9 protein-coding genes are annotated in these 12281 nt (G+C 64.2%); 5 read left to right on the top strand and 4 right to left on the bottom strand.

Annotation, left to right across the window (positions count from 1 at the left end):
* Window positions 1-21: 21 nt before the first annotated feature.
* The gene (locus tag V3314_RS14385) at window positions 22-2154 is read left to right on the top strand and encodes a TonB-dependent siderophore receptor (protein WP_338459157.1); all 2133 of its coding nucleotides are present in this window, start codon (window positions 22-24) and stop codon (window positions 2152-2154) included.
* Window positions 2155-2201: 47 nt separating this feature from the next.
* Here the strand turns inward: V3314_RS14385 and V3314_RS14380 are convergent, their stop codons facing one another.
* A complete protein-coding gene (locus V3314_RS14380; RefSeq protein ID WP_108479859.1) occupies window positions 2202-3494 on the bottom strand; it encodes a sorbosone dehydrogenase family protein in 1293 nt (430 codons plus the stop codon).
* On the bottom strand, window positions 3491-3919 hold the full coding sequence (locus tag V3314_RS14375; protein WP_108479860.1) for a DUF2231 domain-containing protein: 429 nt from the start codon (window positions 3917-3919) through the stop codon (window positions 3491-3493). Before V3314_RS14375 ends, V3314_RS14380 begins: the two co-directional genes overlap by 4 nt.
* Before the next feature lie 164 nt (window positions 3920-4083).
* On the opposite strand from V3314_RS14375, the gene V3314_RS14370 reads away from it, so the two are divergent.
* Complete coding sequence (locus tag V3314_RS14370; RefSeq protein WP_108479861.1) at window positions 4084-4383, top strand: hypothetical protein; 300 nt, start codon at window positions 4084-4086, stop codon at window positions 4381-4383.
* A gap of 58 nt (window positions 4384-4441) precedes the next feature.
* Here the strand turns inward: V3314_RS14370 and V3314_RS14365 are convergent, their stop codons facing one another.
* Window positions 4442-5254, bottom strand: a complete 813-nt coding sequence (locus tag V3314_RS14365) for a class I SAM-dependent methyltransferase (RefSeq protein WP_338459156.1) — start codon at window positions 5252-5254, stop codon at window positions 4442-4444.
* Between the two features lie 288 nt (window positions 5255-5542).
* A complete protein-coding gene (locus V3314_RS14360) occupies window positions 5543-7732 on the bottom strand; it encodes an OsmC domain/YcaO domain-containing protein (RefSeq protein WP_085599080.1) in 2190 nt (729 codons plus the stop codon).
* Window positions 7733-8116: 384 nt separating this feature from the next.
* On the opposite strand from V3314_RS14360, the gene V3314_RS14355 reads away from it, so the two are divergent.
* From V3314_RS14355 to V3314_RS14345, 3 genes are read left to right on the top strand one after another with little or no spacing between them, the layout of a single operon-like run.
* On the top strand, window positions 8117-8572 hold the full coding sequence (locus tag V3314_RS14355; RefSeq protein WP_338459155.1) for a (2Fe-2S)-binding protein: 456 nt from the start codon (window positions 8117-8119) through the stop codon (window positions 8570-8572).
* The gene (locus tag V3314_RS14350; RefSeq protein WP_046615454.1) at window positions 8572-10821 is read left to right on the top strand and encodes a molybdopterin cofactor-binding domain-containing protein; all 2250 of its coding nucleotides are present in this window, start codon (window positions 8572-8574) and stop codon (window positions 10819-10821) included. The genes V3314_RS14355 and V3314_RS14350 overlap by 1 nt, the downstream gene beginning before the upstream one ends.
* A gap of 17 nt (window positions 10822-10838) precedes the next feature.
* The gene (locus V3314_RS14345; RefSeq protein WP_338459153.1) at window positions 10839-12182 is read left to right on the top strand and encodes a cytochrome c; all 1344 of its coding nucleotides are present in this window, start codon (window positions 10839-10841) and stop codon (window positions 12180-12182) included.
* Window positions 12183-12281 lie beyond the last annotated feature (99 nt).

Here is a 12281-nt window from a genome sequence, read left to right as displayed (position 1 = left end):
TACAACAAAGAGTCACCTGTAATGGCAAAAAAGTCTGTTGCCCCGGCGTCCATTTCCATGCTGGGCCTGCTGGTTGTGCCTGCTGTTCACGCGGCTGTCCAACCTGAGTCGCAGGGTTCCCTCGCCTTGCCCGCCACTGCTGTCACCAGCGCCTACGAGCAGCAAAGCTACAAGTCCAGCGAAAGCCGCAGCGCCATGAAGATCGACGCCCCGCTGCGCGACATCCCGCAAACCGTCAACGTCGTGCCTGAAAGCGTGATCAAGGACCAGGGTGCGCAGTCCATGGAAGACGTGCTGAAGAACGTGCCCGGCGTCGGCCTGTCCAACGGCGACGGCCAGCGTGACCAGGTGACCATTCGCGGCTTCAGCGCCATTGGCGACATGTACATCGACGGCGTGCGCGACGACGCCCTGTACTTCCGTGACCTTTCCAACATCGAGCGGGTCGAGGTGATCAAGGGCCCTGCTGCCGTGCTGTATGGCCGTGGCTCTTCGGGCGGCCTGATCAACAGCATCAGCAAGAAGCCGAGCTTCACGCCCAAGCGCGAAGTCGGCATGAGCTTCGACAGCGAAGGCAAGCGCCGCACCCAGTTCGACACCGGCTGGGCCGACCCGCAAAGCAACCAGGCCTACCGCGTGACCGGCGCCTTCGAAGACAGCGACACCTTCCGCGACGATGGCTACATCGACCGCAAGGCCATTGCGCCGTCGGCCTACTTCCGCCTCTCCGACGACCTGGAACTGAACCTGGGCGCCACCTACCTGTACGACAAGCGCCTGATCGACTTCGGCATCCCGGCGCTGGGCAACCGCCCGGTAGATGTGGACCGCGACAAGCGCTTCGGCTCCGGCGATGCCGACCAGGACTACGCCCGCAGCGAGGTGTTCTCGCTGACTGCCAGCCTGGACTACCGCATCAACGACGACTTCACCCTGACCAACACCAGCCGCTATTACCGCTACGACCTGGATCGCAACAACACCCTGGCCGACAGCAGCCCCACCCGCTTCGTCACCGCGCCTAACGGCGAACTGCTGGTCAAGCTCAACCGTGGCAACGTCGCCCGCGACGAGTACGGCATGTTCAACCAGACCGAACTCAAGCAACAGGCGCAGCTTGCCGGCATGCAGCACAACCTGCTGTATGGCGTGGAAGTGGGCTTCCAGGACAAGCACCAGCGGGTGCTGAGCCAGAACAACGTGGCCCAGGTGCCGGTGTACCGCGACGCCCTGGTGCCAGTGCCGGAGCACGCCGCCAACCTGTCGTCCAAGGGCACCAACTTCCAGCAGACCACCGGCCTTTATGTGCAGGACATGATCGAGTTGAACGAGCACTGGAAGGCCCTGGTCGGCGTGCGCTATGACATCTTTGGCCAGGAGTACGACGACGACCGCGCGCAGAACGTAGACCTCGACCGTACCGACAAGACCTGGAGCCCCCGTGCCGGCCTGGTCTACCAGCCGGATAACATCCAGTCCTACTATGTGTCGGTGAGCCGCAGCTACCAGCCTTCAGGCGAAGTGTTCGCGGTCAGCCCGACCAACCAGCACCTGGAACCAGAAGAAACCACCAACTACGAAATCGGCGCCAAGTGGGACCTGCTCGACAGCCGCCTGTCGCTTACCGCAGCGGTATTCCGCCTCGAGCGCACCAACATGAAGACCGCCGACCCGGCCAACCCCAACCTGACCGTGCTGGCGGGCGAGCAGCGTACCGACGGCTTCGAAGCCACCGTGAGCGGGCAGCTCACGGACAAGTGGCAGATCTACGCTGGCTACGCCTACCTGGATGCCGAGATCACCAAGTCCAACAGCAAGACCAACGGCGTTGCCAACGAAGGCCAGACCCCTACCCTGACGCCGCGTAACAGCGCCAACGTCTGGCTGGTGCGTACCCTGACCCCGCAATGGCGCGTGGCCGCCGGCGCCAACTACGTCGACGAGCGCTACACCGCACTCGACAACGTGGTGGTGATGCCGGGCTACACCACCTTCGACGCCGCGCTGCTGTACAGCGTGCCGCAATGGGATGCCGCGCTGCGCCTGAAGAACGTGTTCGACCGTGACTACTATGCCTCCGCGCACGGTTCAGTGGACCTGATCACTCCGGGCGCACCGCGTACGCTGGAAGCCAGCTTCAACTACCGCTTCTGAAGCCCTGCGCGCCCCCTCGGCAGGAGCGCGCAAGCCAGGTGGATCACTCAGCGATCACGCGTCACCCGCCACACTGTGTTGGCCAGGTCGTCGGCGATGATCAATGCACCACGGGGATCCACCGTCACCCCCACCGGCCGCCCTCGGGTCTTGCCATCCTCGCCACGGAAGCCTGTAGCGAAGTCGATTGGTTGCCCGGCCGGCTTGCCATTGCTGAAGGGTACGAAGACCACCTTGTAGCCCACCGGGTCGGGCCGGTTCCAGCTGCCATGCTCGCCCACGAAGACACCATCAGCGAAACGCTCGCCCATGGCCGGTATCGAGAAAGCGACACCCAATGCAGCCACATGCGAGCCCAGGCTGTAGTCCGGTTTGATTGCCGTCGCCACCTTGTCCGGGTTCTGCGGCCGCACCCGTTCATCCACGTTCTGCCCCCAGTAGCTGTAGGGCCAGCCATAGAAGCCTCCATCACGTACCGAGGTGAGATAGTCCGGCACCAGGTCTGGGCCCAGTTCGTCGCGCTCGTTGACCACCGTCCATAACTGCCCGGTCTGCGGCTGGATTGTCAGCGCGGTAGGGTTGCGCAAGCCCGTGGCATAGGGGCGGTGCGCACCGGTTTCGGCATCGACCTGCCATACCATTGCCCGATCGATTTCCACTTCCATGCCACGCTCGGTGATATTGCTGTTCGAGCCGATACCCACGTACAGGTAACGCCCGTCCGGGCTGATCGTCAGTGACTTGGTCCAGTGATGGTTGATCTCGGCCGGCAAATCGGTGACCTTCGTGGGTGCGCCGCCTGCCTGGGTCTGGCCCTCCTCGTAGTCGAAGCGCACCAGCGCATCCTGGTTGGCCACATACAACTTGCCGTTGGCAAAGGCCAGCCCATAAGGCGCATTGAGGTTTTCCGCAAATACGGTCTGCACCTCGTAGGTGCCATCCCCGTCGGCATCGCGCAGAAGGGTCAGGCGGTTACCACCCTTGACCTGGGTGTTGCCCTTGGCCTTGATCTGGCTGGCGATCACATCCTTGGGTTTGAGCTTGGCCGCGCTGCCACCCCTGCCCTCGGCTACCAGAATGTCACCATTGGGCAACACCAGGCTCTGCCGCGGAATACGCAGGTCAGTGGCAATGGCCGTGACGCTGTATCCCTCGGGCACGGTCGGTTTCTGCTCACCCCAGGCAACAGGCTGGGCGATCTTCATGCTCGGCAGCAAACCGCGCTGGGGTTCGGGCAGTTTCGGGTCCGGGCCATGGGCCTGGGTCGGCTCTCCATCACCACCGCAGGCACTCAACAGCAGCGCCACGCTCAACAGGCTCAATGCATGCAATGCCTTCATGCAGCACCTCCCGAGCGCAGGTTGCTCAAGCCGGTCCAGGCGGCGACTACCGCGAGCACGGTCACGATCACCGACAATACCAGCCCTGACGGCATCACCGCCCAGGCGTCCTTGGCATGCTCGAAGGCATTTATCAGCCCAAGCACCCAGGCCGCCAACAGCAGCATGAAGTACAGTGCAGGGCGCCCGCCCTTGCGCTCGGCGCGGATCAGGTTGGCCAGCGCAAACAGCAGTGCCAGCCCGCAGAACACCAGGCCACCGGCGATCAACCAGGCGGCGAAGTTGCTCCATTGGATCTGGTAGCTTTTGAAGTAGGCGATATCGCTCAGCAGCGCGCCAAGAAACAACGGCACACTGCCCGCAAGCAACAGGGCATGCAACGGGCTGGGCGTACAGCGGTAGAGGGTATGGTCAGAAGCGGTCACGGTGCCTCCTTTTCATTCAGTGACCCAAGGCTGATGGGCTTGTGCCATCAGGTGAGCGCAGGGTGCGCTTAGCAAAGGAGCCCCTTGACGGCGCGATAGTTCACCGCTTCGCTGGTATGAAATATCCTGCAAGGCATTCGTCGCCCAGTGCAGAAGGTGATCACATGTGCAGAAAACCGATTCGTCCGGACATGTCCTGGGCTCTGCCTACCCTGCTCGCTCTCAGCCTGGCGCTCACCGCTGGCTGCTCCAGCAAAACCGGCAAGGCCCGATACGCTACGCCAGCCATCGGTTCCAATTGTTTCGCCAAGGCCGTGCCCACGGCTGGCGAGGGCGGCCTGGCCTGGGGCAATACCCTGAGCGTTGCCCGGCAGAAGTCAATGAACAACTGCATGCGTTATGCCAGCCGCTCGGGAGGTACGCCCAGGACATGCCAGGTGGTGATGGCCAAGTGCAAAAACTGAAAGAACCTGAACAGCCTTGTCACCGCCGCCACCTGCACAGGCTTCCAGGGAGCGCCTGCTAACCCCGGATGATCACCACCTCCAGATATTCACTGGGCACCACCAATGACCTAGGTCCGCCCACATTGCGTTCATCCAGCAGCTGAGTCAGATCCCGTTCCAGCGCCCCGGCCGCCTCCCGTTCCAGCGAGGCAAACGCCTTGTGCACCGGCCCGTACCAGGTGCGGAACACCTCGATGAAATGCGCTGCCGAGCGATAGCGGAAGTTGAAGTGCTGGCGGCTGACCTTCAATTCGCCCAGCGCCCCCTCGAACATCTCGCGCAACTGTTCTTCATCACCCCAGCGTGAAGGCGGCAGAGCCCCGGCTGGTGGCGGTACATGCCGCCCGAGGGTCTTGAACATCTGGCCGACGAACCCTTGCGGGGTCCAGTTGGCCAGGCCGATCCGGCCACCGGGCCGGCACACCCGGCTCAATTCACGCGCGGCCTGGGCCTGGTCGGGGGCGAACATCACGCCGAAAGTGGACAGCACCGCATCGAAAGTGCCATCGGCAAACGGCAGCGCTTCGGCATCGGCGGTCTGGAACAGCACATTGAGGTGCTCGGCCCGCGCGCGTTCTTCACCGCGCTTGAGCAGCTCGGGCACATAGTCGGTGGAGGTGACACGGCAGCCGCGCCGGGCAGCAGCAAGGGTGGCATTGCCGTTGCCGGCGGCGACATCCAGCACCTGCTCGTCCCAGCGCAGGTCACAGGCTTCGGCCAGGCGCTCGCCAACCAGTTGCAGGGTGGTGCCGATTACCGCGTAGTCGCCACTGGCCCACGCGGCTTGCTGGCGGGCTTTGATGGCATTGGTATCCAAAGGAGTGCTCATGGTCTGCGCCTTCTTGTTGTGCGCGGCCGAGGTCCTTCTGGCGGTCAACGCGCCATGGATCGAGGGGATGGGAGCAAAACGCTACGCGCCTGGCAGGCGAAGCGGCAAGACAGATTGGGGATAGCGACAAGAACAAAGCGCTATATGAAGGCTACCGGCCCAATCGCCGGCAAGCCAACTCCCACTTCGACAGCACTGGCCTCAAGGGCTGTGCTATCCCTGTGGGAGCTGGCTTGCCGGCGATTGGGCCAGAACGGACAGTACAAGATAGCGGTTGGAGCGCTGCGGCTATCCGGCGAACTTGGCCCGCGCCGCATGCAGCTTCTTGTAGCTTTCGATCAGGCGCAGGTGGCGATCGAGGCCTTCGAGCTTCATGCTGGTCGGGGTCAGGCCATGGAAGCGCACGCTGCCGTTCACCGAGCCCAGCACCGCGTCCATGCGCGGGTTACCGAACATGCGGCGGAAGTTGGCTTCGTAATCGTCCATTTCCAGTTCGTCGTCCAGCAGCACTTCCAGCACCACGTTCAGCGCCTGGTAGAACAGGCCGCGCTCGACGGTGTTGTCGTTGAACTGCAGGAACGCCTCGACCAGCTCCTTGGCGTCCTCGAAGCGCTGTACCGCCAGGCAGATGAGCAGCTTCAACTCGAGAATGGTCAGCTGGCCCCACACCGTGTTCTCGTCGAACTCCACGCCGATCAGCGTGGTGATGGTGGTGTAGTCATCCACATCGCAGTTGTCCAAGCGCTTGAGCAGCAGCTTGAGGGAACGGTTGTCCAGGCTGTGCAGGTTGAGGATGTCGGCGCGGAACGACAGGGCGCGGTTGGTGTTGTCCCAGATCAGGTCCTCGACCGGGTAGATCTCCGAATAACCCGGTACCAGGATGCGGCAGGCGGTGGCGCCAAGGTTGTCGTACACGGCCATGTACACTTCCTTGCCCAGGTCCTCGAGGATGCCGAACAGGGTCGCGGCTTCCTGCACGTTGGAATCCTCGCCGTGGCCGGAGAAGTCCCACTCGACGAACTCGAAGTCGGCCTTGGCGCTGAAGAAGCGCCACGACACCACGCCACTGGAATCGATGAAGTGCTCGACGAAGTTGTTCGGTTCGGTCAGCGCGTGGCTTTCGAAGGTCGGTTGCGGCAGGTCGTTCAAACCTTCGAAGCTGCGGCCCTGAAGCAGTTCGGTGAGGCTGCGCTCCAGCGCCACTTCCAGGCTCGGGTGGGCGCCGAAAGAAGCGAACACGCCGCCGGTGCGCGGGTTCATCAAGGTCACGCACATTACCGGGAACTCGCCACCCAGCGACGCATCCTTGACCAGCACCGGGAAGCCCTGCTCTTCCAGGCCCTGGATGCCGGCGACGATGGCCGGGTACTTGGCCAGCACCTCCTGCGGCACATCTGGCAGGCACAGCTCGCCTTCGAGGATTTCGCGCTTCACGGCGCGCTCGAAGATTTCCGACAGGCACTGCACCTGCGCCTCGGCCAGGGTGTTGCCGGCACTCATGCCGTTGCTGAGGAACAGGTTCTCGATCAGGTTGGACGGGAAGTACACCACCTGCTGGTCGGACTGGCGCACGAATGGCAACGAGCAGATGCCGCGCGCGGTGTTGCCCGAGTTGGTGTCGTACAGGTGCGAGCCACGCAGCTCGCCGTCCGGGTTGTAGATTGCCAGGCAGTGCTCATCGAGGATCTCGGCCGGCAGCGCATCGCGCGGGCCGGGTTTGAACCACTGCTCGTTCGGGTAGTGCACGAACGACGCGTTGGCCAGGTCCTCGCCCCAGAACTGATCGTTGTAGAAGAAGTTGCAGTTCAGCCGCTCGATGAACTCGCCCAGCGCCGAGGCCAGCGCGGCCTCCTTGGTCGCACCCTTGCCGTTGGTGAAGCACATCGGCGACTGGGCGTCGCGCACATGCAGCGACCACACGTTGGGCACGATGTTGCGCCACGAGGCGATCTCGATCTTCATCCCCAGCCCGGCGAGGATGCCCGACATGTTGGCGATGGTCTGCTCCAGCGGCAGGTCCTTGCCGGGGATATAGGTGCTGGTGTCCGCCACCGGCATCAGCAGGCCCTGGGCATCGGCATCGAGGTTGTCGACCACTTCGATCACGAACTCGGGGCCGGTCTGCACCACCTTCTTCACCGTGCAGCGGTCGATGGAGCGCAGGATGCCTTGGCGGTCCTTCTCGGAAATGTCCTCGGGCAACTCGACCTGGATCTTGAAGACCTGGTTGTAGCGGTTTTCCGGGTCGACGATGTTGTTCTGCGACAGGCGGATGTTTTCGGTGGGGATGTCGCGGGTCTGGCAGTACAGCTTGACGAAGTAAGCCGCGCACAAGGCCGAAGACGCCAGGAAATAGTCGAACGGCCCCGGGGCCGAGCCATCACCCTTGTAGCGAATCGGTTGGTCGGCGATCACCGTGAAGTCGTCGAACTTGGCTTCGAGACGGAGATTGTCGAGAAAATTGACCTTGATTTCCATGCGGGGATTACCGTGATTTAAGCGTGCAAAACGAAATTGGCCGGCATTATCCGGGTTTTCGCTGCGGAAGTCCTCTTCACCTCCAAATGCGCTTTCTTGTAGGAGCGGCCTTGTGTCGCGATGGGCCGCAAAGCGGCCCCTTACAATACTGCATGCTGCCCTGGGGCCGCTGCGCGCCCCATCGCGACACAAGGCCGCTCCTACAGGCGATAGCGCACATCGCCGCTTGCGCATTTCACCGAATTGCTTGCCTGATCCTCTGAACCTGCGCCCGCCAACAGACCAGCGGTCACCCCGCTGTGCTAGCGTTTCTGCACTGGGGAGCACCGTATTCCCCGATCAGAAGAAACCAAGCGACAGCAACCGTTGACGGGCAGGTGAACCATGGAACTACGCATCAACCAGAAGACCTACCAGGTCGAGGCAGACGCCGATACGCCCCTGCTGTGGGTGATCCGCGACGAACTGGGGCTGACCGGCACCAAGTATGGCTGCGGCCTGGCCCAGTGCGGCGCCTGTTCGGTGCTGGTGGACGGCAACGTGGTGCGCGCCTGCGTCACCCCGGTGGCCGGCGTGGTCGGGCGCGAAGTGACCACCATCGAGGCGATCGAGGCCGATGCCGTCGGCAAACGCGTGGTCGCAGCCTGGGTCGAGCACCAGGTGGCCCAGTGCGGCTACTGCCAGTCCGGCCAGGTAATGGCGGCCACGGCGCTGCTCAAGCACACGCCCAAGCCCAGTGACGCCCAGATCGAGGCCGCCATGGTCAACCTGTGCCGCTGCGGCACCTACAACGCCATCCATGCCGCCATGCATGAGCTGGCCCAAGGGGAGAAGGCCTGATGAACACACCAGTCGATACCCCCGCCGAACTGCTCAGGCTGCAACTGGGCGAAACGGTCAACCTGTCGCGTCGGCGCTTTCTTGCCGGCACGGCTGTCGGTGCCCTGGTACTGGGTTTCGGCCTGCCCATGGGGTCGGCCCGCGTGCAGGCAGCCGCCGCCGCAACCCCGGAGCGCGGCACGCAGGTGCCGGCGTTTCTGGAGATCCGACCGGACGGCAAAGTGCGCCTGCTCAGCCCGTTCATGGAAGGTGGCCAAGGCCCCTTCACCGCCATGGCGCAGATCGTGGGTGAAGAGCTGGACGTCGACCCGGCCAATTTCGTGGTCGACAGCGCGCCGCCCGGCGAAGCCTATGTAGTGATGGAGAACGGCATGCGCATCACCGGCGGCAGCATGTCGGTGCGCATGAGCTACCCGACCATGCGCCGCCTGGGCGCCCTCGCCCGGGCCATGCTGCTGCAGGCGGGCGCCGAGCAGCTGGGCGTGCCGGTCGAAGAACTCTCCACCACGCCGGGCCATGTGGTACATACCACGACTGGCCGCTCCATTCCCTACGGTGAACTGGCCGGGCGCGCCATGGACCTGCCAGTACCGGACCCAGCCAGCGTCAAGCTGCGCGACCCCAGCCAGTTTCGCTGGATCGGCAAACCGGTACGTCGCCTGGATGCCTACGACAAGTCCACCGGCAAGGCCGTATACAGCATCGACATCAAGGTCGACGGCATGCTCCACGCCGCCGTGCAGCACGCACCACGCCTGGGCATGACCGTCGGCAGCCTGCGCAACGAAGACCAGGTCAAGGCCATGAAAGGCGTGCATTCGGTGCATCAGCTGCCGGGTGCCGTGGCGGTGGTTGCCGAACGCTGGTGGCACGCCAAGCGCGCGGTCGAAGCCATCCAGGTGGACTGGAAGGAGCCCGCGGCCGACAGCCCGGTACGGCCGATGCCGGCCGATTTCTCCAGCGATGGTTGGCGCGAGCACCTGGCCACGGTCACGGGCCCGGCGCGCGACGACGAAAACCAGGGCGACGTAGCCGGCATGCTGGCCAGTGCCAAGACCCGGGTCGAAGCAACCTATCACAACCAGTACCTCAACCACGCACAGCTGGAGCCGCCGTCGGCACTGGCGCGCTTCAACCCGGACGGCAGCCTGGAAGTGTGGCTGCCCAACCAGGCGCCGGACATGTTCCGTGACGACATTGCCAAACGCACCGGCCTGGCCCCGGCGCAGATCACCCTGCATTCGCCGTTGCTGGGCGGTTTCTTTGGCCGCCACTTCCTGTACGACTCGGCCAATCCCTATCCACAGGCCATTGCCTTGGCCAAGGCGGTCGGCCGGCCGGTGAAACTCATCTGGAGCCGCGAAGAGGAATTTCTCCGCGATGTGTTGCGCCCGGTCGCCGTGGTCAAGTTCCGCGCCGGGCTGGATGCCGATGGCCTGCCGGTGGCCCTCGAAGCAGTGAGCGCCACCGAAGGCCCGACCGAAGCCATCGCTGGCAAGCAAGGCGAAAAACTCGACCCTACCGCGCTCGAAGGGCTGTCGGGCAAGTCCTACGCCATCGCCAACAAGCGCATCGCGCAGATCTATGTAAAAGGCCCGGCCATGCTCGGCTACTGGCGCTCGGTGGGCAACTCGCTGAACGACTTCTTCTATGAATCGTTCCTCGACGAGCTGGCCGACAAAGGCGGCAAGGACCCGTTCGAACTGCGCCTGCACCTGCTGCGCGACAACCAGCGCCTGACCAACCTGTTGCAGGCCGTCGCAGAGCTTTCCGGCGGCTGGAAGCGTGGGCCGTTCACCGCCGAGGATGGCAGCAAGCGGGCGCGTGGCGTGGCCATGGCCTCGCCGTTCGGCTCGGAGGCAGCGGTCATTGCCGAGGTGTCGATCGAGAATGGCCAGGTCAAGGTGCACGACATCTGGCAGGCCATCGACCCGGGCAGCATCGTCAACCCGGCGATCATCGAGCATCAGGTCAACGGCGCCGTCGCCCTGGGCCTGTCGCAGACACTGCTGGAAGAAGCGGTGTACGTGGATGGCAAGCCGCGCGCGCGCAACTACGACCTGTACCCGATCCTGCCGCCGTCGCGCATGGCCAGGGTACACGTGCGCATTGTCGAAAGCGGGGCGAAGATGGGCGGCATCGGCGAGCCACCGTTGCCCGCAGTGGCACCGGCGGTGGCCAACGCAGTCGCGCAGCTCACCGGCCAGCGCGTGCGCAGCCTGCCATTGAGCCGCCATACCTTCAGCTGAGCAGACAAGGACGCCCCATGACCCATCGTTTCGCAAGAACTGCTGGCTGGCTGGCGCTGCCGTGCCTGGTCGCGGCAGGCCTGCTGGCCTGGTACGTCACCCGCGAGCCCGCCTCGCCATTTGCCGATGTGCAGGCCACCACTGCCGACCCGGCGCTGATCAGCCGTGGCGAGTACGTGGCCCGCCTCAGCGACTGCGTGGCCTGCCACAGCCTGCCGGACGGCAAACCGTTCGCCGGCGGGCTGGAAATGGCCACCCCGCTGGGGGCGATTCACGCCACCAATATCACCCCCGACCGCGACACCGGCATCGGTGGCTACAGCCTGGCCGACTTCGACCGTGCCGTGCGCCAGGGCGTCGCGCCTGGTGGCCGGCGGCTGTATCCGGCCATGCCCTACCCGTCCTACGCCAAGTTGAGCGATGACGATGTAAAGGCGCTGTATGCCTTCTTCATGCACGGCGTGCAACCCGTGCAGCAAGCCAACCTTGCCAGCGACATTCCCTGGCCGCTGAACTGGCGCTGGCCCATTGCGATGTGGAACGGCCTGTTCGCCGCCACCGCTCCGTACGCCGATCAGGCCGGGCAGGATGCGCAGTGGAACCGCGGTGCCTACATCGTCCAGGGCCCTGGCCACTGTGGCAGCTGCCATACGCCGCGCGGCCTGGCCTTCAACGAAAAGGCCCTGGATGACAGCGGCAAGCCATTCCTCGCTGGTGCCCTGCTCGATGGCTGGTATGCACCGAGCCTGCGTGCCGACCCCAACACCGGGCTGGGTCGCTGGAGCGAGGCCGAGATCGCGCAGTTCCTCAAGACCGGCCGCAATCGGCATGCGGTGGTATTCGGCTCGATGACCGAGGCATTCAACAACTCCACGCAATTCATGAGTGACGACGACCTGGCCGCCATCGCCCGCTACCTGAAGTCGCTGCCCGGCGACCCGCAACGCGACGGTGCGCCGTGGCAGTACCAGGCCGAAACGACGGCCGCGCTGCTCGACAGCCCTGGGGGGCATACCTATGTAACCCGCTGTGCGTCGTGCCACGGCCTGGATGGCAAGGGCCAGGCCGAATGGATGCCACCTTTGGCAGGCGCTACTTCGGCACTGGCCAAGGAAGACGCCTCGGCGATCAATATCACCCTCAATGGTTCGCAGCGGGTGGTGACGGCCGGGTTGCCCGATGCGTATCGCATGCCGGCCTTCCGTGAGCAATTGAGTGACCAGGAAATTGCCGATGTGCTGGGTTTCGTGCGCAGTGCCTGGGGGAACCATGGTGGCGCGGTGAATGCGCAGGCGGTGGGCAAGTTGCGTGGGCATACCGACCCGGCCAGCAGTAGCCCGATCATTTTGCACATGCGCTGAAATGGGTAGTGCCTGTACCGGCCTCTTCGCGGGCATGCTCGCTCCCACAGGTATGGCGCCGCCCTTCAGGACTGTGGGGTCCCTGTGGGAGCGGGCAAG

Origin of the sequence: Pseudomonas sp. TE3-3-F2023 (assembly GCF_036784815.1) — a bacterium.
Taxonomy (GTDB): Bacteria; Pseudomonadota; Gammaproteobacteria; order Pseudomonadales; family Pseudomonadaceae; genus Aquipseudomonas; species Aquipseudomonas pudica.
Note: the sequence above shows the minus strand (reverse complement) of the source record. Positions and strands in the feature narration are given on the sequence as shown.

Bases quoted from the DNA above. Each gene is read 5' to 3' on its own strand.
- V3314_RS14385 (WP_338459157.1), top strand. From the start codon at position 22: ATGGCAAAAAAGTCTGTTGCCCCGGCGTCCATTTCCATGCTGGGCCTG.
- V3314_RS14380 (WP_108479859.1), bottom strand. From the start codon at position 3,494: ATGAAGGCATTGCATGCATTGAGCCTGTTGAGCGTGGCGCTGCTGTTG.
- V3314_RS14370 (WP_108479861.1), top strand. From the start codon at position 4,084: ATGTGCAGAAAACCGATTCGTCCGGACATGTCCTGGGCTCTGCCTACC.
- V3314_RS14365 (WP_338459156.1), bottom strand. From the start codon at position 5,254: ATGAGCACTCCTTTGGATACCAATGCCATCAAAGCCCGCCAGCAAGCC.
- V3314_RS14360 (WP_085599080.1), bottom strand. From the start codon at position 7,732: ATGGAAATCAAGGTCAATTTTCTCGACAATCTCCGTCTCGAAGCCAAG.
- V3314_RS14355 (WP_338459155.1), top strand. From the start codon at position 8,117: ATGGAACTACGCATCAACCAGAAGACCTACCAGGTCGAGGCAGACGCC.
- V3314_RS14350 (WP_046615454.1), top strand. From the start codon at position 8,572: ATGAACACACCAGTCGATACCCCCGCCGAACTGCTCAGGCTGCAACTG.
- V3314_RS14345 (WP_338459153.1), top strand. From the start codon at position 10,839: ATGACCCATCGTTTCGCAAGAACTGCTGGCTGGCTGGCGCTGCCGTGC.